This is a genomic window from Luteitalea sp., from assembly GCF_044337415.1.
In the GTDB taxonomy this organism is placed as follows: domain Bacteria; phylum Acidobacteriota; class Vicinamibacteria; order Vicinamibacterales; family Vicinamibacteraceae; genus Luteitalea.
This window is the reverse complement of sequence record NZ_JBIINP010000063.1, coordinates 1-21,406: the sequence shown is the minus strand read 5'-3', so window position 1 is coordinate 21,406 and position 21,406 is coordinate 1. Positions and strand designations below refer to the sequence as shown.

Sequence of the window (21,406 nt, the reverse complement as noted above, 5' to 3'; positions counted from 1 at the left end):
TGGCGGTCGCCGACCTCGACGGCGATCACCGCATGGACGTCGTGCAGGCGCAGGGGGAACACGAGACCGCGGTGCAGGAGCGGGTGTTCCTCGGCACGGGGCTCAAGCCCGACACCGCCGCGCCACGCGTCGCCGTGCTGGCCAGGGCGGCGGGGCCGACGCCAGGCACGCGCGCCATCCGCGCGCGGGTCCACGACGGCAAGAGTCCTTCCCTGGCGGCGGAGTGGCGGTCGGTGGTCGTGCAGTCGCGCATCGACGGCCAGGAACGATCGACGCCGATGCGCTGGTACGGCGAGTACCTGTGGACGGCCGTCGTCGATGGCGTGGACGGGCGCGATCCGGCGTTCCGCGTGTGTGCGACCGACGCGGCAGGCAACCAGGGCTGCAGCGCCTGGCAGCAGCCGTAGCGCGGGATCCGCTTACGCGATGATGTCGTGGATGACGTTGCCCGACACGTCGGTCAGGCGGAAGTCTCGGCCGCTGTAGCGGTACGTGAGCTTGGTGTGATCGATCCCCATCAGGTGGAGGATCGTCGCGTGCAGGTCATGCACGTGCACGGGCTTCTCGACGGCCTTGAACCCGAAGTCGTCGGTCGCACCGTAGATGGTGCCGCCCTTGATGCCACCGCCAGCCATCCACATCGTGAAGCCGTGCGGGTTGTGATCGCGGCCGTTCTGCGTTGCGCCGGAGTCGCCGCCGACCTCGACGACGGGCGTGCGGCCGAACTCGGAGCCGCAGATCACGAGGGTGTCCTTGAACAGCCCGCGTGACTTGAGGTCCTTGATCACCGCGGCGAACGGCCGGTCGGAATCCATCGCGTTCTTGCGGTGCGAGTTGATGTCGCCGTGGGCGTCCCAGGGGTCGCCCTTCCCGTAGTAGACCTGCGTCATCCTGACGCCACGCTCGGCCAGGCGCACGGCCATCAGGCACCCACGCGCCGTGCTGCCCGGGCCGTACAGCTCCAGCGTCGCCTTGCTCTCCTTGCGGATGTCGAAGACGTCGGGCGCCTCGGTCTGCATCCGGTAGGCCGTCTCCATCGACTGGATGGCGGCCTCCATCTGTGGATCGCGCTGGCCCTGCTGCAGCCGGTCGAGCTTCTCGAGCAGGTCGATCTCGCGCCGCTGCTCGGCCTGCGTGAACTTGTCGTTGTGGATGAAGGAGACCAGCTTCTTCGGGTCGAAGTCCTTCCCGATGATCTGGTCGTCGCGCTCCACCTTGCTGGGGATGAACGTGCCCTGGTGCACGGCCGGCAGGAAGGCGCTGTTCCACAGCGGCGGCCCGACCGTGGTCGGCACGTCCGGGCACAGCACCACGTAGCCGGGCAGGTTCGCGTTCGAGGTGCCGAGCCCGTACGTCAGCCAGGAGCCGAGCGACGGGCGCCCCACCTGGCTGTGCCCCGTCTGCATCATCAGCATCGAGGGCTCGTGGTTCGGGATGTCGGTGTGCACCGAACGGATGAAGCAGATGTCGTCGGCGCAGCCGCCCACGTGCGGGAACAGCTCGCTGACGTCCATGCCGCACTGGCCGTACTTCTTGAACGTGAACGGCGATCGCAACAGCGTGCCGGTCCGGCGTTCGGTCGCCACGACGCTGCCAGGCAGCGGCTTGCCGTGGTACTTGTCGAGCGCCGGCTTCGGATCGAAGCTGTCCACCTGCGACAGCCCGCCGTTCATGAACAGGAAGATCACGCGCTTGGCGCGCGCCGGGTGATCGAGTGCGCGCACCTCGAGGCCGCCATCGGGACCGGCGACCGCGCCCGCCTTCGCCAGCGACTCGCCGACGACGCTCGCGAAGGCCAGCATGCCGAAGCCATTGCCGACGCGGCGGAGCGCCTCGCGGCGCGTGACGGGGGACGGAGCGTGATGAGGCATGGGGCGACGGGGGCTCAACTGACGAAGAGGAACTCGTTCGAGCTCAGGAGGATCTTGAGGTAGCGCCCCCATGGCGTGACCGGCAGCAGCGCTTTCTGCTGCTCGGGGGAGCCCACGCCGGGCACGACGCCCATCATCATGCCGCTGGGCTCGGCCGGCTTCGGGGCCGGCACGACCACCTCCGGTGCGGCAGCCTTGGCGCCGGCATCGGGTTTCGGATCCTCGGGCTTGGGCGCCGGCGCCGCCGCCTGGGGCGCCGATGGCGCCGCAGGCACGCCTGCCTTCGGCGCCTCGGCCTTCGCTGCGGCGGTCTTGCGCTCCTCGCGCTGCTTGAGCGGCTCCGTCGTGAGGAACTCGACGCCGGCCTGCACCTCCGCAGGCGTCGCGGCACGCCCGTACAGCAGCCGATACGCCTTCTGGATCCGCGCTGGGGTGTCGCCCTCGGCCCCCAGCCGGCGCGCGAGGCGCTCGCCCTGCTGCTGCACGAAGTCGCTGTTCATGAGGAACAGCCGCTGCTGCGGCACGGTGGTGGTGAACCGCCGCTCCGCCGACTGGCTCGGGCTCGGGAAGTCGAACAGCTGCAGGTACTCGTCGAGCTTGTAGCGGCTCACCTTGCCGTACACGGTGCGGCGATCGAACGAGGGCGACAGGGGCGTGGATGGCCCGCCCATGCGCTCGTCGAGGCTGCCCGACACGAACAGCATCGCGTCGCGGATCTGCTCGGCGGTCATGCGCGTGCGATTCGCACGCCAATAGAGCCGGTTGCCAGGGTCCTTCTCCTGGCCCGCTGCCGAGTGGTCGCTGCCCAGCTGGTAGACGGCGCTCCGCATGATCTCGCGGTGCAGCGCCTTGATCGACATGCCGCGGTCGAGGAACACGCGCGCGAGGTGATCGAGCAGCGCCGGGTTGCTGGGGCGCTCGCCGTTCTCGCCGAAGTTGCTCGGCGTGTCCACGAGGCCTGTCCCGAAGTGCCCCTTCCACACGCGGTTGACGATGACGCGGGCCGCGAGCGGCTGCCGGAGGATCGCCTCGGCGAGTTCGAGCCGCCCGCTGCCCTTGCTGAACGGCGCCGGCTCGCCCTCGCTGAGGACGGCGAGGAACCGGCGCGGCACCTCGGCGCCCAGCTTGTACGGGCTGCCGCGCACGCTCACCTTGAGGTTCACCGGCGTCTCGAGATCGCGGATGCCGTGCACGTAGGCGAACTTCGGGGGCATGGCCTTCTTCGTGGCCTCGAGATCGGCGCGCAGGTCGTCGACGAGCTTGCGGCGGTCGCCGCTCAGCTGCCGCTCGAGGCCCCAGCCGTAGAAGGCGAGCAGGCCCGGGCGCAGTCGCTCGGTCACCTGGAACGGGTCGAACCCCTGCTCGAGGTCACGGCTGAAGACGTCGGTCCACAGGTTCTGCTTCTCGATCGGCAGGCTCTTGAGCTCGAGGCTGCAGCCCGGACAGAAGTCGTCGTTGGTCACGAAGTCGCTCGGCAGCTTGGCCCGCTCCTTCTTCTTCGTGCCCGGCAGCGCCTTCGCCGTGATGATCTCGTTCTCCTCCTGCACGTCCTTCCTGGCAAACAGCACGTCGAGCAGCAGGTCCTGGAACTCGTCGCCGAGCTTCTTCGCCTCTTCCTTCGAACCGCCGGCTGCGACCATCGCCTGCCACGACTTGAGGAAGGGGTAGAACGTCGGCGGCTTGGCGAGGAACCGGAGCCAGCGATCGAACAGCTCGTAGTCGAGCTTCTGGTCCTCGACGACGCGCGCCTTGTCTTCCTTGGGTTCCCCGGTGACCTTCCACGCCGCCTGCATGTACCGCGACGCCTGGAACGCCAGCGTCTCCGAGATGAGCCGCCCCTCGCTCTTCAGGTACTCCTGGAGCAGTTTCTCCTTCCGCTCCACGGTCTTCTCGTGCGTCTTGTAGGCCTCGACGATCGCCTTGGGTGCCTGCGGGTACTCGCTGTACGTCGTGTTGAGGAACACGCCAGCGAGCGCGTAGTAGTCGGTCGTCGGGATGGGGTCGTACTTGTGGTCGTGGCAGCGCGCGCAGCCGACGGTGAGGCCGAGGAAGCCGCGCGTGACGGCGTCGACGCGGTCGTGCCGCTCGTCGGCACGGGTGATCTCCACCGCGCCGTTGTCGTAGTACCACGGCCCGAGCCCGAGGAAGCCCAGGGCCGGCACCATGCGGACCCGCTTCGACTCGTCGAGCTGATCGGCGGCCAGCTGCGCCTTCACGAACTGGTCGTAGGGCAGGTCGTCGTTGAAGGCCTTGATGACCCAGTCCCTGTAGAGGTAAGCGCTTGGATACGGGTTGAAGCCGCGTCCCATGGGGTCGAGGCTGCGGTAGTCGTCCTCGCCGTACCGCGCCACGTCCAGCCAGATCCGGCCCCACGCCTCACCGTAGCGCGGCGACGCGAGCAGACGATCGATGACCCGGTCGAACGCACCAGGCGACGAGTCCCTCTCGAAGGCCTCGACCTCGGCGGGTGTCGGCGGCAGGCCGGTGAGATCGAGCGTCGCCCGGCGCAGCAGCGTGCGCTTGTCGGCCGCGCGCACGGGCGTGAGCCCTTCCTTCTCGAGGCGGGCCAGCACGAAGCGGTCGATGTCGGTGCGCGCCCAGCCGGCGTTCCTGACGGCGGGGACGGGGTGGGAGGCGAGGGGCTTGAAGGACCAGAACTCGCGGTGCTCAGGACGGATGCCCGATGGGGCGCCAGCGGTCCGTGTCGGCGTGGGCGCGGCGCTGGCCGGCCACGGCGCACCGGACCGCACCCATTGGGCGAGCGCCTCGATCTGCGCGTCTGGCAGCTTGTCCTTGCGCCGCGGCATCTTGGGCTGCCCCGACACGTGACGCACCACCTGCACGAGGAGGCTGTTGTCGGGATCGCCAGGCACGAGGGCCGGCCCAGACTCGCCGCCCTTCAGCAGGGCCTCGCGCGAATCGAGGCGCAGGCCGCCCTTCTCGTCTTCGGCGTGACACTCGAGGCACGCGTCAGCCAGCAGCGGTCGGATCTTTGCCTCGAAGAACTCGAGGTCCTGGGCGCTCGGCGCCGCTGGAGTCGTCGGTTGGGCCGGCTGTCCCAGCCCGGCCACCGTCGTGGCAGGGGGTTGGGTCCTCGGTGCGGCGCCCGCCACCTGCAGGAGCGGAAGACAGACACCGAGTACAAGGAGACCGCGCGAGAGGCTCACTCGAGTCCGTCCATGATCGAAGGTTGGTGACGCGGGCGGTAGTATGGCACCCCTGATGTCGTCGATCCAACCGCCAGTCCTCGCGCTCATCGGCATGCTCGTCCTGTCGCTGCAGGACGTGCCGGACCTCCCGAAGCCGACGCCCGTGCCCCCGGGCGTGCGCCTGTCGATCACGCGGATCACGCCCGACGCGAAGGTTCCGGTGCCAGGCGCCCCCAACGACATGGCGATGGACGCCGGCGTGTGGGTGGCCACCCGCACGACGCGTGAGGTGGCCCGGATCGACCCGAAGACCAATGCGGTCACCGGCGCGACCGCAGCGGGCTCGGCGCCGTGCGCGGGAATGGCGTCGGATTTCGGTGGAATCTGGGCAGCGACGTGCGCGCCCGCGGCGCTCGTGCGCCTCGACCCCAAGACGCAGAAGGTCGCCGCGACCATCACCACGCCGGTGCTCGACGGCTCGTCGTCGGTGGCGACGGGCGTCGGCAGCGTGTGGCTGCTGGCCGATGTCGCGGGCACGCTGCTGCGCCTCGATCCCGACACGAATGCGCCAGTGGCCGAGATCTCCCTTCCTGCCGGCGTCAGCGCGCTGGCCTTCGGGGAGGGCGCCGTGTGGGTCGCCAACGCCCGCACGCACCAGGTCGCGCGCATCGATCCCCACACCAACGTCGTCACGAAACTGGTCAAGGTCGGCCGGGCGCCGTCTGCCCTGGCCACCGGTGAGGGCGGAGTCTGGGTGCTCAACCAGGGCGAGGGCACCGTCTCGCGGATCGATCCGAAGACGGACGCGGTGGTCGCCACGATCGCGACAGGCGTGACGACCGCTGGCGCGCGGATGGTGGCGGGCGAAAGCGCCCTCTGGATCACGGCCCCGGGGTTGCCGCTGGTGCGTATCGATCCGGCCACCAACCGCGTGACGCACCAGTTCACCGGCGAGGGTGGCGGCGCGATCGCGCTCGGGCACGGCTCGCTGTGGCTCGCCAACACGAAATCGGGATCGATCTGGCGCATGGATCCCAAGCTGATCGCGGCACTCGTCCCATGACCGCCACCTCTGCCGCCTGAGGTAGAGTGCGGCATGTCTACCGTCACCCGACGCGCGTTCGCCTCCTCCCTCGTGGCCGTGGCTGCAGCACCGACGCTGGTCGCCCGGCAACCTGCGGCGCGCCCGGCGGCCGCGTCCGACCTGGCGTGGCTGTCACTCGCGGAAGCGGCGGATCTCGTGAGGAGCCGGAAGGTCTCGCCCGTGGAGTTGACCACGGCGTGCCTCGATCGGGTCGCCACGTACAACCCGAAACTGAACGCCTTCATCACGGTGACGCGCGACGCCGCGCTCGCGCAGGCGAAGGTGCTCGAGGCCGAGGCCGCGGCGGGCCGGTTCCGCGGGCCACTGCACGGCGTGCCCGTGGCGCTCAAGGACAACATCGACACGGCGGGGGTGCGCACGACCGCGGCCAGCGCGGTCTTCGACGACCGCGTGCCGTCGCAGGAGGCGGAGGTTGCCCGACGGCTGAGCGCCGCTGGCGCCGTGATGCTCGGCAAGCTGAACCTGCACGAGTTCGCCAACGGCGGCACCTCCGCCACCAGCTACTACGGGCCCGTGCGGAACCCGTGGGCGCTCGACCGCAACCCCGGCGGGTCGTCGGGCGGCTCGGCGGCGGCTGTGGCCGCTGCGATGTGCTTCGGGGCGCTCGGCACCGACACCGGCGGCTCCATTCGCACGCCGGCGTCCTACTGCGGCATCGTGGGCCTCAAGCCGACGTACGGGCTCGTGTCGATCCGCGGCATCGTGCCGTTGGTGTTCTCGCTCGACCACTGCGGCCCGATGACCCGCACCGTGGGCGATGCGGCACTGATGCTCCAGGTGCTGGCCGGGTACGACCGTCTCGACATCGCCTCGGTGGAGCACGCGGCGGAAGACTACGTGGCGGCAGCCCGTCGGCCGGTCAAGGGCCTGCGCATCGGCATCGCCCGTGTGCCGTTCTTCGATCACCTCGATGCCGACGTCGCGACGGCTGTGGAGTCGGCGCTGCAGACGCTCGCCACGCTCACCGGCACGACGCTGCGCGATGTGGTGCTGCCCTCTGCGTCCCCGACCACGTTGGGGAGCGAGATGTACGCGTATCACGAACCCCTCTTCACGAAGATGGCCCAGCGCTACCAGATTCCGACCAGGCGCAACCTGCAGAACGGCAAGGACGCCAGGGCCGCCGACTACATCCGCAGCCGGTGGGACGTCGAGCTGCTGCGACGCACGATCGACGACAGCTTCACCGACGTCGACGTGGTCGTGCTCCCGACCCGACGCCGCACGCCCAGGACGGTGGACGCCGCGCTCGAGCGGGAAGAGAAGGACGTGCCGCGCAATCCGGAGCTGGAGAACACCGGCCAGTTCAACGCCTTCGGCATTCCGGCCATCTCGGTCCCCTGCGGCTTCACCGCCGCCGGCCTGCCGGTGGGATTGATGATCGCGGGGCCACGCTTCTCGGAAGGGCGCGTGCTGGCCCTGGCGCGAGCCTATGAGGCCGCGACCGACTGGCATCGTCGGCGTCCCTCGCTCACGCCCGACACGCCCGTGCCGGCGCTGAAGCGCACCGAGAAGGATGGCGCCGAGCAGGACTGAGACGGGTGCGGGCTCGGCTTCCGACGCGGGCCGCACCGTGAGCGATACTGACCGGGCATGCCTGCGAGAGCCGCCGCCCCCGGACGCACACGATGACGACGCCGTCGCCGTACGGTGGTATGCGGCCGTTCAGCGGCGTGCTGCCCCTCGATGAGGCCCTGCAGCGCATCGCGGCCGTCGCCACGGCCGTCGAAGGTCAGGTCTCGGTAGCGCTGCCCGACGCGGCGGGACGCGTGCTCGCGGCCGACGTGCCGGCGCCATTCGACGTGCCGGGGTTCGACCGATCGGCCATGGACGGCTACGCGGTCCGGACGGCGGATCTCGTCTCAGCCAGCGAAGACGCGCCCGTCTGGCTGACGCTGGCGGGCCGCGCGCGTCCCGGCGCCGCGTTCGGGGCCGAGGTCGCCCCCGGCAGCTGCGTCGATACCGCGACCGGTGCGCCGATCCCCGCGGGCGCCGACGCCATGGTGATGGTCGAGCGCACCGTGCGCGAGGGCGCGCGCGTGCGCTTCACGCGCCCGGCCGGTGTGGGCGATCACGTGTCGCCGCGGGCCAACGACGTGCGCGAGGGTGTGGTGGTGCTGCGGGCCGGCGACGTGCTCACGCCGGCGCGCATCGGCGTCGCGGCGTCGTTCGGTCTCCGCGCGTTGCGGGTGCGACGACGACCGGTGGTGGCACTGATCTCCAGCGGCGACGAACTGCTCGACGCGGCCGAGGCGGAAGGCCCGCCGCGCGCCGGACACATCTACGACGCCAACCGCGCCATGCTCGCGGCGATCTGCGAAGCTTCGGGCGCAGAGGTGCGGCCGCTGCCACTCGTGCGCGACACACTCGATGCCTGGCGCGCGGCGTTCGACGCGGCCGAGGGCGCCGACCTGCTGGTGTGTTCGGGCGGCAGCTCGGTGGGCGAGCAAGATTACGGCGGCGACATCCTCGCCGAGCGCGGCGAGATCCTGTTCCACGGCATCGCGGTGAAGCCGGGCAAGCCGACGGCGTTCGCGCGCGTCGGCTCGCAGCTCGTGCTGGCCATGCCAGGCAACCCGACCTCGTGCCTGTCGAATGCCTACGTGATCCTGCGGCCGCTGGTCCGGCAGCTCGCCGGCCTGCCGCCGCTGCCCACGATCACGCGTGAGGCGACACTGACGCGTCCGTTGAAGTCGCCGGTCGACCGCCTGCAGTTCTACCCGGTCCGGCTCGACGGCGACCACGCGGTGCCGGTGTTCAAGGGCTCGGGCGACGTGACGAGCCTGTCGGACGCCGATGGGTACGTGGAAGTGCCGATCGGCGTCGCGCAGGTCGACGCCGGCACGCGCGTCGTGGTCAGGCTGTATTGAGTCGCACAGAGGTAGGGCGCGGTCTCCGACCGCGCCGCTGTGGGATAGCGGCCGGGTGGGACACCCGGCCCTACCTTCCTGAGGCGGCCTACCCTGTCCTCATCGCTTCGCCTTGCGGTCCAGGGGATCGGGCAGGGCCTCCAGGTACGCCATCAGGTTCGACAGCTCCTGGGGCGTGAGCATCTGCTCGAGGCCGGGCGGCATCATCGAGAACTCCACCGGCTCCACCGCCGCGACGGACGCCCGCGGCAGGCGCAGTGTCGCGCCAGGCCCGGTCTCGAGCAGCAGCGCATCGGGCAACTGCTCCTTCACGATGCCGGTGTTCTCGCCCGTCTTCGTCCGCACACGCCACGTCTCGTACTCGCGCGCAAAGCTCGCGCTCGGGTAGAGGATCGCCTCGAGGATGTCGTGGCGTGATCGGATCTCGCCGATGTTGCTGAGATCGGGCCCGAACGCGGCGCCCTGCGTGCCCACGGCGTGGCAAGTCGCACACGTCGCCTTGCCGAAGAAGAGCCGACGTCCGGCGTCGATGTCGCCGCGGACGAGGCTCGCATCGACCTGCTCGAGGCGCTTGAGGCGCGCGTTCTGCCGCTGGCGCATGGCGAGCATCAGCGGCGCGGCCTGCGTGGGCACCGGCTCGGGGAACTTCGCCAGGCGCGTCGCCAGGTCGCGCTCAGACAGCACGTCGAGGCGGTCTGTCGATCGCTCGAGCGCGCGCACCAGCGCCGTGCCCACCGCAGCGCTCGTGCTGCGATCGAACGCGGTGACGATGCGGGGCAGCACGAAGGCATCGGCCGTGGCCACCTGCGTGTCGGCGAGGATGACCAGCTGCGCATCGGTGAGCGTGGCCTGCGCAAGGATGCCGGCCGCCTGCTGACGCACCGGCGCCGGCTGCGCCTTGTCGAGCTGCGACGACAGCCACGTGAACGTCGCCTCGTCGAGCGCGGGGCGCACCAGCACCAACGCATCGAGTGCGTCGAACCGCTGCGCCACCGGCGCCGCCGCATCCGTGGCGAGCCGCGCCAGGTCGGGGGCGAGCGGCTCGATGCGCCGCGCCGCCACCAGCCGCATCACGCGCGCGCGTGTGGCCGGATCCCCCGCCGCCAGCCGCGTGCGCAGCGCCTCGACCCACACGTCGGGCACCTTGCCGACAGGGCACGATTGCATCACGTCGAGCAGCAGCGAGGCGCGTGGGCCCGCCAGGCCGTCGGCGACGAAGCGCTGCACGTCGCCGTCCTTGCACACGCTCACCATCACGTCGCGCAGGGCCGCGGCGTCGGCGTCGGCCAGCGTCGGCGCGTCGAGACGCGTGCGCACCCCCGTGACGATCAGGTCAGACCATCCGGGATGATGCGACGCCGCCCAGATCCCCGTGCGCCACAATGCGTCGTCCTTCGACGTGAGGAACGGCCGCACGTGCTCCTGCCTGATCGCATCGCCGTCCATCTGGTCGAGCGCAATCAGCGCCGCGCGCCGCTCCGACAGCGATGCCGACCCGAGCGCGGTGACCAGCGGCGCCGGCTGCTTCAGCGTGATGAGCGCGTGGATGATCGCGTGCTCGAGGAAGCGGTCGCCCGGCGCCTGTGACGCCTTCAACAGGGCGGGTACGGCCTCGGCCTTGCCGAGCTGCCCGAGCGCCGTCGCCGACTGCCGCCGCACGGCGGGGGCATCGGTGACCACGAGGCGCAACAGCGTCGGCAGCGCCGCCTCGTCGCGCGCGAGGCCGACGCTGCGTGCCGCCGCAACACGCACGCTGGCGTCGCGGTCGGCCAGCGCCGCCCGCACGGCCTCACGCGCCGCGGGCGTCCCGACGCGATGCAGCGAGAAGACGACGGCCGCGCGCGTCTCGACGTCCGAGGCCAGGCGTCGCGCGTTCACCAGCGTCGGCACGCCGCCCTCGCCCGCACGCACCAGCGCCTCGAGGGCGCGATCGCGAACGACGGGCCGAGGGTCCGCTAGCAGCCCGCCGAGCCTGGCGGGCGTGAGCGACGCCCAGGGGATCGACGCGCCGCGCGGGTCGGTCACGACCGGCGCGCCGACCTTGCGGATGCGGTAGATGCCGCCGGCCACTTCGGGCTTGGCGACGCGCGACAGCGGGCACCCCTTGATGAACCAGCCGCCGGTCTCGATCACGATCAGGCTGCCGTCGGCGTCCTGCAGGACGTCGGTCGGGTGCGAATCGCCGCTCGTCGACGTCATGAACGGAAGGTCTTCGGTCTTGTACGTCGACCCGTTGCCCGACACCACGTGCCGCATGACGCGACCGGTGTTGAACTGCGCGCTGAAGAGGTTGCCGTGGAAGTCCGGCCCCAGGCCGGTCCCGCGATACCGCGCGAGTCCCGACGGCGCCACGCGCGCCAGCATCGTCATCGGCGGCATCAGGTCGCCGGTCAGCTTCAGCTTGTCGGCGGCGATCACGTCGAGCGGCTTCGGGTACACGCCGCCCTCCACCCAGTGCATCAGTGCGTCGCGCAGGCCGTCGCGCGGATCGAGGAAGTACGTCATCGTGCCGACCACGTCGCCCGATGGCATGAACACGAGCTCGATGGAGTTGTCGAAGCCGCCGCCCGACACCCACTCGAGGCCGCTGCCATCCGGCCGAACGCGCCAGATCCTCGCGCCCTTGCCTTCGAGCGTGTCCCCTTCCTTGCGCGTGATGCGGAAGCCGCGACGCGCATCGGTGAGGTAGAGCCAGCCGTCGGGCCCGAGGAACGGCCCGCCGAGCGCGGCCCCGTTCACGTTCAGCGTCCAGCCCGTGACGACCACCTCGCGCTCGTCGGCGACCAGGTCCCCGTTGGTGTCCTTCAGGCGCAGCAGGTGCGGCGCCGCCGACACGTACAGGCTGCCGTCGACCCACGCGCCGCCCTTCGGGAACGGCAGCTTGTCGGCGTAGATGGTGCTGCGGTCGTAGTCACCGTCGCCGTCGGCATCCTCGAGGACGCGGATGTGGTACGACGGCTTCGCGAGCATCTCCTCGGTCGTCATCGTGTTCGGCTCGGTGGACTCGAACACGAACAGCCGCCCCGCGTCGTCGGGCACGCCGAACATCGGGTACGACAGGAGCTCCGGCCCGGCGATGCGCTCGATCGTGTAGCCGTCGGGCACCTTCAGGTGCAGCGACGACGAGGCAGGCGCCTGCCTGATGGCATGACTCGAGACCGACAGGACGGACACGACGAGCGCCGCCACGAGGGCGACGTGGGGGAGTGTTGGGCGCGATGACATGGGCGGAACGTACAGCCTACCCCGATCGGCGCCGGGGTGAGGACTGTAGACTCGGTCATGCCCTCGCGCGGCCGCGTCCTCCTCCTGCTGCTCCTCGTGCTCGTGCCTGGCTGCCGACGCGAGGCATCGCCGGCGCCAGACCTGATCGTCGTCAACGCCCGCATCTGGACCGGCGACCCGGCCCGCCCGGAGGCGGAGGCGATGGCCGTCCGCGAGGGGCGCATCCTCACCGTCGGCAGCGGAGACGCGGTCCGCTCCATGGCCTCGTCGACGACGCGCGTGATCGATGCGCAGGGGCGACGCGTGGTGCCGGGATTCAACGACGCGCACTGGCACCTGCCGATGCGCCCGCGCGTGGAACTGGCCGGGGCGGGCAGCGTGGAGGAGATCCAGCGTCGGCTCGCGCCGCTCACGCAGGCCGGCGCCTCGACCGACTGGGTCATCGGCGGCGGCTGGGGGCCCACCGACTTCCCGGACCGTGCGCCGCATCGGCGCTACCTCGACGCCGACTTCCCGGATCGCCCGGTGTTGCTGACCGACCGCGACGGCCACCAGGCGCTCGCGAACAGCCACCTGCTGCGACTCGCCGGGATCACGCGCGACACGGCCGATCCACCGAACGGCCGCATCGGCCGCGATGCCTCGGGCGAGCCGACAGGCCTGCTCCAGGAGGCGGCCATGGGGCTCGCCCGCCGCCTCATGCCGCCGGTGACCGAGGACGAGGCGTACGGCATGGTGCTCACCGAGCTGGCGCGCGCGGCCAGCTTCGGGCTCACGTCGGTGCAGGATGCCAGCGCCAGCGAGCCCGACAGCGTGCGGGTGAAGGCGTACCAGCGCGCGCTGCGCGAGGGCACGCTGCCGATCCGCGTCCGCGTGGCGGTGCCCTTCGAGAAGGGCGCCACGGCGGCGCGCCTCGCGGCGTTCGTGCGCGTGCGCGACGCGCATCGCGACGGCTGGCTGGGGTTCGGCATCGCCAAGGGCATGCTCGACGGCACCGTGGACGGCCACACGGCGGCGCTGCTCGCGCCCTACGCCGACCGCCCGACCGATACGGGCCTGCCGATGTGGGAACAGGCGGCACTCGACGAGACGGTCGCGGCCTACGACACGGCGGGCCTGCAGGTCGAGCTGCACGCGGTGGGCGACCGCGCCGTCCGCATGGCGCTCGACGCGTACACGCACGCGGCGCGCGTGAACGGCACCACGGGTCGACGCCACCGCGTCGAGCACGTCGAGCTGCCCTCGCCAGAGGACCTGCCGCGCTTCCGGACGCTCGGCGTCATCGCCTCGACGCAGGCCATGTTCGCCAGCCCCGACAGCGTCACGCTCGGCAGCTTCGCGCCGGCGCTCGGCCCGGAGCGCGCGTCACGCGCCGACGCGTTCGCGCTGTTGGACGAGGCCGGGGCCGTGCAGGCGTTCGGCAGCGACTACCCGGTCTTCACGATGGAGGTGATGCGCGGCATCCACGCGGCGGTCACGCGACAGCTGCCCGACGGCACGCCGCCGGGCGGCTGGTACCCGCGCAACCGGATCAGCGTCGCCGCAGCCGTGAAGCACTTCACGGCCGATGCAGCGTTTGCCAGCCATGAGGAACGCGAGAAAGGCACGCTCGCGCCGGGTCGGATGGCCGACTTCGTGGTGCTGTCCGAGGATGTGTTCGGCATCCCGCCCGAGCGGCTGTGGGCGGTGAAGGCGACCATGACGGTCGTCGGCGGCAAGGTCGTGTGGGAGCAGAGGTAGGGCTCGGTGGACCGCGCCGCTGTGAAGAGCGGCCGGGTGGGACACCCGGCCCTACCTCCATGGATCCTAGAAGCGCGCGTTGACGGCGTCCCAGTTCACCACGTTCCACCACGCGGCGATGTAGTCGGGACGCTTGTTCTGGTACTTCAGGTAATACGCGTGCTCCCACACGTCGAGGCCGAGCAGCGGCGTCTTGCCTTCCATCAGCGGGCTGTCCTGGTTCGGCGTGCTCGTGATCTCCACGCCGTCGCCGCTCTTGATGAGCCACGCCCAGCCCGAGCCGAAGCGGCCGACGCCAGCCTTGGCGAAGGCTTCCTTGAAGGCGTCGAACGAGCCGAACTTGGCGTTGATCGCCTCGGCCACCTTGCCGGTCGGCGCGCCGCCCGCGTTGGGCCCCATCACCTGCCAGAACAGCGTGTGATTCGCGTGCCCGCCGCCGTTGTTGCGGACGGCCATGCGGATGTCCTCGGGGATGGCGTTCAGGTCGGCGATCAACTGCTCGATCGGCTTGCCCTGCAGCTCCGGGTACTTCTCGAGCGCGGCGTTGACGTTGTTGACGTACGCCTGATGATGCCGACCATGGTGGATCTGCATCGTCTGCTCGTCGATGAACGGCTCGAGCGCGTTGTGGGCGTAGGGAAGCGGGGCGAGTTCGTAGGGCATGTAAGAGCGTCTCCTCGAGAAAGGCTGCAGGCTTCGGGCTGCAGGCTACCTGGGTCAGGTGGCCTGTGGCCCGTGGCCCGTGGCCTGTTGGTTACTGAATACTGAGCATCCTGTCGAGCGCCACCCGCGCCCAGTGCTTGGTGGACTCGGGCACGACGATCCGGTTGTGCACCACGCCGTCGAGCATCCCCTCGAGCACCCACAGCAGGTGGTTGGGCGACACGCGGAACATCGTCGAGCACAGGCAGCCGAACTGGTCGAGCGTGACCACGGTCTTGCCGGGCGCCACCTCGTTGGCCAGGCGGTTCACCAGGTGGATCTCGGTGCCGACGGCCCAGATCGACCCGGGTGCCGACTCGCGCACGCGCTTCAGGATGTGCTCGGTGGAGCCCGCCTCATCGGCCGCCTGCACCACCTCGAGCGGCACCTCCGGGTGCACGATCACGCGGATGCCGGGGTGCTGCTTCCGGATGTTGGCGATCTGCCCGACCGTGAAGCGCGTGTGGACCGAGCAGTGCCCTTTCCACAGGAGCAGCCTCGACGCACGCAGGGCCTCGGGACTATGACCGCCCGTGACCTCCTCGGGATCCCACACCAGCATCTGCTCGAGCGGCACGCCCATCTTCCAGGCGGTGTTGCGCCCGAGGTGCTGGTCCGGCATGAACAGGATGCGCTGGCCGCGCGCCCAGGCCCATTCGAGGGTGGCCCTGGCGTTGCCCGACGTGCAGATGGTGCCGCCGTGCTCGCCGACGAACGCCTTGATGGCGGCCGAAGAGTTGATGTAGGTGACCGGCACGAGGCCGTCGGTCAGGCCAAGGGCCTCGAGTTCGCGCCAGCAGGTGGTGAGCTGGTCGAGGTCGGCCATGTCGGCCATCGAGCAGCCGGCGGCCAGGTCGGGCAGCGACACCTGCTGGTGGTCGGCGCCGAGGATGTCGGCGCTCTCGGCCATGAAGTGCACGCCGCAGAAGACGACGAACTCGGCCTGGCTGCGCGCCTTGCACTCCCGCGACAGCTTCCAGGAATCGCCCACGACGTCGGCGTGGACGAGCACCTCGTCGCGCTGGTAGTGGTGGCCGAGAATGAGCAGGCGGTCCCCGAGGGCGGCCTTGGCGGCCCTGATCCGCTGCTCCATCTCCTCGAGCCCCAACCCCAGGTAGCGCTCCGGCAGCGGCTGTCGCTGCGACAGGCTCGATTGCTCGTATTCGGTCAGGACCTTCACATCCATGGCGATGCCTCCGATCGTAGCACCGCGGGCTATACTGGCGATCCGTCAGTTCAGGAGGAATCCATGGCCGAAGCCACGCAACCCGGCATCGCGAAGCAGCCGGAAGAGTTTCGTAACTACGCCGCCGAGGCACGCAGCAGCGTCCGTGAGTTCTACCGTCTGAACCACCAGCACCAGACGCTCGACTTCGTGCTCGGGAAGAAGAAGGAATACCTGTCGCTCGACCGCATGGAGATGACCGTGTGGGAGGCGCTCGAGTACATGAACCAGCTGGTCGACGACAGCGACCCCGACGTCGACTTCACGCAGATCGAGCACGCGATGCAGACGGCCGAGGCGATCAGGGCCGCCGGGCAGCCGCGCTGGTTCCAGTTGACCGGCCTGGTCCACGACCTCGGCAAGGTGCTGTGCATCTGGGGCGAGCCGCAGTGGGCGGTGGTCGGCGACACGTTCCCGGTCGGCTGCAAGTTCTCCGACAAGTGCGTGTATCCCGAGTTCTTCGACCTCAACCCGGATGCGAAGAACCCGGCGCTGATGACCGAGCACGGCATCTACGAGCCGCACTGCGGGCTCGACAACGTGCACCTCTCGTGGGGGCACGACGAGTACATCTACCACGTGTTCAAGAACCACATCCCCGAGGGCGGCCTGTACGCCCTCCGGTATCACTCGTTCTACCCGTGGCACAAGGAAGGCGCCTACGGGCACCTCACCAACGAGAACGACCGCGAGTGCATGAAGTGGGTCAAGGCGTTCAACCGCTTCGACCTCTACTCCAAGGGCGACGCCCGGCCGAACGTCGAGGAGCTCACGCCGTACTACAAGGACCTGATCGACGAGTTCGTCCCCGGCAAGCTGAGGTGGTGATTCGACGCCGCCCGTGAACACCGCAGGGCGCGTCCTCCGGACGCGCCCTGCGTGTTTCTGCGCCGGCGCCCGGCCTCGTCATGAGTCATGAGTCATGCGTCATGCGTCATGAGTCATGACAAGCCCCGTCGGCCTTCGTGCTTCGGCATTCGGCATCGCAGCATCGCGGCATTTCCCTATACCATCCCTCCATGGCCCTCGACGAGCGCGCGTTCTTCACGGAAAAGCCAGAGACGCGATCGGCGCGTCACCAGTGCCCGCGCTGCAAGCGGACCAACGAGTACGGCGTGCGCTGGGTGCGCCGCACGAAGAAGGATCGCCTGCCCGGCGGCGCCGACGAGGTGGACCGGGCCAAGTTCGCCAAGCTCCGCGACTACCTCCTGCGCGTCGAGGACGAGGTCACCTGCAAGGAGTGCGGCAAGCGCTTCGAGATCCCGTCGCAGCAGTCGCTGATGTTCGTCGACCAGATGGCCGGCCTGCCGAACGAGGAAGAGCTCGAGCGCGAGATCGCCGCGGCCTCGGGCGAACCCTATACCCCACCGGCGCCAGCCGCCGAGGCCAAGCCGGCCATTCCCGCCAGGTTCCTGAGGAAGAGCACCGGGTGGAAGTAGGCGGCGACGCCATGCGCCGCACGGTCTCGGCACGCCTGTCCCTCGACGTCGCGGCCGACGCCGACCTGCTCTTCTGCGTCGCCGTGGCGACCGGCTCCTATGACGTCGACGAGCAGTTCGTCCTCACCCAGGACGGCCGGCCAGTGACGGCCGAGCCGGCCCTCATGCGGCACGGGGCCCGGGTGCATCGGTATCGTGCCCCTGCCGGGCGCGTGGACCTCCGCTACGACGCCACGATTTCGGGCCGCGCCACCCCGCGGTCCGTCTCTCCCGCCGACCTCGTCGAGTACCTCCGGCCGAGCCGGTATGCCGAGTCAGACAAGCTGCTGGCCTTCGCGACGGACCTGTTCGGCGGCCTGAAGGGTGCCGACTGCCTGCAGGCCGTGGAGGCGTGGGTCCACTCCCGCATCGCCTACGTGTCCGGCTCGAGCGACCACACCGACGGCGCCGTCGACACCCTGCTGACGCGCTGCGGCGTGTGCCGCGACTACGCGCACCTGGTCGTGGGCCTGCTGCGGGCGCTGGCCGTGCCCGCCCGCCTCGTGGCCTGCTATGCCCCCGGCCTCTCCCCCATGGACTTCCACGCCCTCGTCGAGGCGCACGTGGACGGCCAGTGGCTGGTACTCGACGCCACGCGACTGGCCCCACGCTCCACCATGCTGCGCATTGCCACGGGCCGCGATGCCGCCGACACGGCGTTCCTCTCGTCGTACGGAGGCAGCGCCACGCTGGTCGACCTGGAGGTCACGGCCACCAGCGACGGCGACCTCCCGCGCGACGATGGCTCGCCGATGGTCCTCGGCTAGGCACGACGCCTGCGGCATCAGAAGCGGAAGCGGACGCCAGCCGTCGGCAGGCGCGGCACGGCCTGATCGGGTTCCTCGATGATCAGCGGGCGATCGCCGGCCGGGTTGTACGCCAGGCGCGGGTCGTAGGCGCCGACGTTCTGGCGGTCGAGCAGGTTGATCACCTCGGCGTAGAACTCCCAGCGCCCCGACGGTCCGCGCGGCTTCCAGGTGACGCGCAGGTCGGCGCGGGCGAACATCGGCAGGCGCGCCTGGTTGAGGTTGTCGACGCCGCCGAAGTTCACCCCGTACACCAGCAAGCCGTTGGCATCGTAGGTCGGCCGGATCTCGCTGACGTTCCCGTCGCCGTCGAGGTCGAGCAGATCCTCGGAGCCGTACACCTGCACGCCGAGCGGCGCCGTCCGAGGAAAGCCCGAGGCCAGACGCACGGTCGCGGCCACCTGCCAGTTGCGCGTGAACTGGTACGAGGCCACCGTGCTCAGCGCGTGTCGCCGGTCGTACTCGAAGGGATAGAGCCGACCGTACGAATCGCGCTCGCCACGGCCCCACGTGTAGCTCACCCAGCCGTTCACCTTGGCGTCGGCCGTCGCGGCGATGCGCGCCAGGTACACCTCCATCCCCCAGGCCGCCCCACGCCCGTCGTTGGTCGGCACCGTGGTGATCAGGGCATCTGTCGGGATCTCGCCCCGCAGATCGGCGGGATAGTCGTAACGCGCGATGCGCGCCAGGCGCTCCGCTTCGGACTCGAGGCGGCCGAGCAACAGGTCGGAGAAGCGCTTGTAGTAGCCCTCGACGCGCAGCAGTACGCCTCGCGCCACGTCGCGCTCGATGCTGGCCGCCGCCTGCAGCGCGCGCTCGCTGCGCAGCCCGCGCACGGCCTCGTTGGTGAAGTCGAGCACGTAGTCGCTCTGCGCGGCCTTCTCGTAGCCGGGGCTCTGCGTGTACTGCCCCACCGCCCCCCTGACCCGGGTGGTGGGGCTGATGGTGAACACGCTCGAGAGGCGCGGCGAGAGCAGCGTCTCCTGTGTGAGGCCGACGCGGTCGAGGCGCAGCCCGCCTTCGAGCGACACCCGAGTCCCGGCCTGCCATCGATCCTGCAGCCACAGCCCGCCGCGCGTGGTGGTGACGTCCGACAGCAGCAGGTCCGGCAGGCCCGCGCCGCCCTGCACGCTGCTGCCGTTGCCGGCGTTGGGATTGCGGTCGCCCTCGATCACGAACTCCTGCCCCGTCCGTAGCCGGTGCAGCTCGCCGCCGGCCTCGATCACGTGCGTGGCGAACGACCACGTGAACTCCTGCCGCCCCGACCAGTCGCGGACGCGCAGCGCCCGCTCGAACCGGATGTCCGCCGTGCCGAACGCGTCGTCGCCAGGCGCGTTGGAGCGGCGGCCGTTGGTCTCGAAGGCGGCGTCGACCCCGAAGCGCGATCGCGTGTCGGAGTAACCGACGATGGTGCGGGAGCGACCGCGACCGACGACGGGCATGTCCCAGCGGAGCCAGGCGAGGTCGTTGTCGGTGTCGTCATTGACCTCGCCGCGCGCGTCGTCCTCGTCGATCGAGAGCGCGGCGCCCTGGCGGCTGCGCAGCACGAAGGCGGTGAGCTTGCGCCCCTTGGCCGGCTCCCACGTGCCGCGCGCCTGCAGGTCGGCGAAGGCCGGGAACTCCTGGTCGGTGATGCGCTCGGCCACCACGTCGTAGTAGGTCCGACGCGCGGTGACGAGCCACGACCCGGTGGCGCCGCCGGGCAGCCCGCCCTCGAACACCACGTTGGCGTCGGTCAGGCTCAGGGTCGCCGAGCCGGTCAGCCCCTTGCCGGAGGTGCCGTCGCGGTTCTCCACGAGCAGGAGCGACGACAGGCGGTCGCCGTACTTGACGCTGAAGCCGCCGGTCGCCAGCTCGAAGCGCTGGATGATCTCGGGGTTGAAGGCGCTGGTGAGGCCGAACAGCCGGTAGGGGTCGTGGATTTCGACCCCGTCCATCATCGTGAGGTTCTGGTCGGGCGAGCCGCCGCGCACGGCGATGCGGCTGCCGAACTCGTCGGTCGCGGCCACGCCCGGCAGGGTCTGGAGCGTGCGGAACACGTTGTCGAGGGCGCCGGGCGTGCGCAGCACCTGCACGGGCTGCAGCGTCTGGATGCCGGGGGCCGCCCCGGGAGCCTCGGCGGCGACGTCGACGCTGGTGCTGAAGCCGCGGTCGCGCGCCAGCCGGAGCTCGGCGCCGGTGAGGTCGGCGGCCTGCACGTCGAGCGTGGTCACGAGCGGGAAGAAGCCGGTCGCCACCACCTGGACCTCCGCCTTGCCGGCCGGGACAGTGAGCGTGAAGCGGCCGTCGGCGTCGGTGGTGGCCCGGACGTCGCCCACGAACACCGAGGCGCCGGCGACGGGCCGCGCGGTGTCGGCCTCGAGGACCGTGCCCGACAGCACGCGGACCTGCTCGGACGCGACATCGGTGGGGACAGGTGGCGTGGCCTGCGCGCGCGCCGGGAGTGCGGCAACGGCCAGGGCCAGGACGGTCGCGGCCAGGACACCGGCGGCACGGCAAGGACGCGCGATGCGCGGTGACGAGGACATGTGCCCTTCTGACGCGGCGCGCGAGTGAGTCGTGGCCGCAGCACTCCGATTATGGCCGCCCGCAACGACCGCGCGCCCTGCCTGCCGTAGAATTCCGGGATGACCGAGTCGTCGATCACGCGCCGGGAGGTGCTCGGCTCCCTGGGCAGCCTGGGCGTCGTGGCCTCGACCGGGCTCGGGGCTCCCATGCAGCCAGCCTCCCCTCGTCCCGCGGACGCCGCAACCCGCCGCGCCGAACTGTACGGACTCCTCGGCAAGCTGCCGGACCGGAAGCGCCCGGTCTCCGGGCAAAAGCTGAAGGAAGAGGAGCGCGACGGCTACATCCTCGAGACCTGGCGCTACGACCTCAACGGCATCGAGCCGGTGCCTGGCTACGTGGCGCGACCGAAGGGCCTCACGGGCAAGGCGCCGGGTGTGGTGTTCTGCCACTCGCACGGCGGCGGCTACAAGATTGGCAAGCAGGAATTCATCGAGGGCCGGAGCTATCTGCAGCCGACCCCCTACGCGAAGGCGCTGACCGACCTCGGGTACGTGGCGATCTGCATCGACACCTGGATCTTCGGCGAGCGGAGCCACACGACCGAGCTCGACATGTTCAAGGCGATGCTGCTCAAGGGCCAGGTCCTGTGGGGGATGATGGTCTACGACAGCCTGCGCGCCGTGGACGTCTTCCTGCAGCGGCCCGACGTCGACGCGACGCGGCTGGC

15 protein-coding genes are annotated in these 21,406 nt (G+C 70.5%); 9 read left to right on the top strand and 6 right to left on the bottom strand.

Annotated elements, in window-relative coordinates:
- On the top strand, positions 1–407 hold a 407-nt coding region (locus ACIRDX_RS11600), incomplete at its 5' end, for a hypothetical protein (RefSeq protein ID WP_396625588.1).
- Positions 408–419: 12 nt separating this feature from the next.
- On the opposite strand, the gene ACIRDX_RS11595 is transcribed toward ACIRDX_RS11600, so the two are convergent.
- Together ACIRDX_RS11595 and ACIRDX_RS11590 are read right to left on the bottom strand one after the other, a co-directional pair.
- Positions 420–1,871, bottom strand: coding sequence for a DUF1501 domain-containing protein (locus tag ACIRDX_RS11595; RefSeq protein ID WP_396625587.1), 1,452 nt, complete (start codon positions 1,869–1,871; stop codon positions 420–422).
- A 14-nt stretch (positions 1,872–1,885) separates the two neighbouring features.
- A complete protein-coding gene (locus tag ACIRDX_RS11590) occupies positions 1,886–4,942 on the bottom strand; it encodes a DUF1553 domain-containing protein (protein ID WP_396625586.1) in 3,057 nt (1,018 codons plus the stop codon).
- 151 nt (positions 4,943–5,093) lie between these two features.
- Between ACIRDX_RS11590 and ACIRDX_RS11585 the strand changes: the two genes are divergently transcribed.
- The 3 genes from ACIRDX_RS11585 (at position 5,094) to glp (ending at position 8,995) form a co-directional block, all read left to right on the top strand.
- Positions 5,094–6,083 carry a hypothetical protein gene (locus ACIRDX_RS11585; RefSeq protein WP_396625585.1) on the top strand — a complete coding sequence of 330 codons (990 nt, stop codon included), beginning with the start codon at positions 5,094–5,096 and terminating at the stop codon, positions 6,081–6,083.
- Between the two features lie 33 nt (positions 6,084–6,116).
- Positions 6,117–7,661, top strand: coding sequence for an amidase (locus tag ACIRDX_RS11580; RefSeq protein ID WP_396625584.1), 1,545 nt, complete (start codon positions 6,117–6,119; stop codon positions 7,659–7,661).
- A 92-nt stretch (positions 7,662–7,753) separates the two neighbouring features.
- Positions 7,754–8,995, top strand: a complete 1,242-nt coding sequence (glp, locus tag ACIRDX_RS11575; protein ID WP_396625583.1) for a gephyrin-like molybdotransferase Glp — start codon at positions 7,754–7,756, stop codon at positions 8,993–8,995.
- Between the two features lie 99 nt (positions 8,996–9,094).
- On the opposite strand, the gene ACIRDX_RS11570 is transcribed toward glp, so the two are convergent.
- Entirely contained in the window at positions 9,095–12,220 is a 3,126-nt protein-coding gene (locus ACIRDX_RS11570; RefSeq protein WP_396625582.1) for a PVC-type heme-binding CxxCH protein, read from the bottom strand.
- Positions 12,221–12,277: 57 nt separating this feature from the next.
- On the opposite strand from ACIRDX_RS11570, the gene ACIRDX_RS11565 reads away from it, so the two are divergent.
- The gene (locus ACIRDX_RS11565) at positions 12,278–13,960 is read left to right on the top strand and encodes an amidohydrolase (protein ID WP_396625581.1); all 1,683 of its coding nucleotides are present in this window, start codon (positions 12,278–12,280) and stop codon (positions 13,958–13,960) included.
- A gap of 66 nt (positions 13,961–14,026) precedes the next feature.
- Here ACIRDX_RS11565 and ACIRDX_RS11560 read toward each other — a convergent pair whose 3' ends face one another.
- Positions 14,027–14,623, bottom strand: coding sequence for a superoxide dismutase (locus ACIRDX_RS11560; RefSeq protein ID WP_396625580.1), 597 nt, complete (start codon positions 14,621–14,623; stop codon positions 14,027–14,029).
- 91 nt (positions 14,624–14,714) lie between these two features.
- The gene (gene nadA / locus ACIRDX_RS11555; RefSeq protein WP_396625579.1) at positions 14,715–15,848 is read right to left on the bottom strand and encodes a quinolinate synthase NadA; all 1,134 of its coding nucleotides are present in this window, start codon (positions 15,846–15,848) and stop codon (positions 14,715–14,717) included.
- A gap of 63 nt (positions 15,849–15,911) precedes the next feature.
- Between nadA and ACIRDX_RS11550 the strand changes: the two genes are divergently transcribed.
- The 3 genes from ACIRDX_RS11550 (at position 15,912) to ACIRDX_RS11540 (ending at position 18,132) form a co-directional block, all read left to right on the top strand.
- Complete coding sequence (locus tag ACIRDX_RS11550) at positions 15,912–16,715, top strand: inositol oxygenase family protein (RefSeq protein ID WP_396625578.1); 804 nt, start codon at positions 15,912–15,914, stop codon at positions 16,713–16,715.
- 191 nt (positions 16,716–16,906) lie between these two features.
- Positions 16,907–17,326, top strand: a complete 420-nt coding sequence (locus ACIRDX_RS11545; RefSeq protein WP_396625577.1) for a hypothetical protein — start codon at positions 16,907–16,909, stop codon at positions 17,324–17,326.
- Between the two features lie 11 nt (positions 17,327–17,337).
- Positions 17,338–18,132, top strand: coding sequence for a transglutaminase family protein (locus tag ACIRDX_RS11540; protein ID WP_396625576.1), 795 nt, complete (start codon positions 17,338–17,340; stop codon positions 18,130–18,132).
- Positions 18,133–18,149: 17 nt separating this feature from the next.
- On the opposite strand, the gene ACIRDX_RS11535 is transcribed toward ACIRDX_RS11540, so the two are convergent.
- Entirely contained in the window at positions 18,150–20,699 is a 2,550-nt protein-coding gene (locus tag ACIRDX_RS11535) for a TonB-dependent receptor domain-containing protein (protein WP_396625575.1), read from the bottom strand.
- A gap of 99 nt (positions 20,700–20,798) precedes the next feature.
- Between ACIRDX_RS11535 and ACIRDX_RS11530 the strand changes: the two genes are divergently transcribed.
- Positions 20,799–21,406, top strand: a 608-nt coding sequence (locus ACIRDX_RS11530) for a dienelactone hydrolase family protein (RefSeq protein WP_396625574.1), incomplete at its 3' end; no start/stop codon positions are given.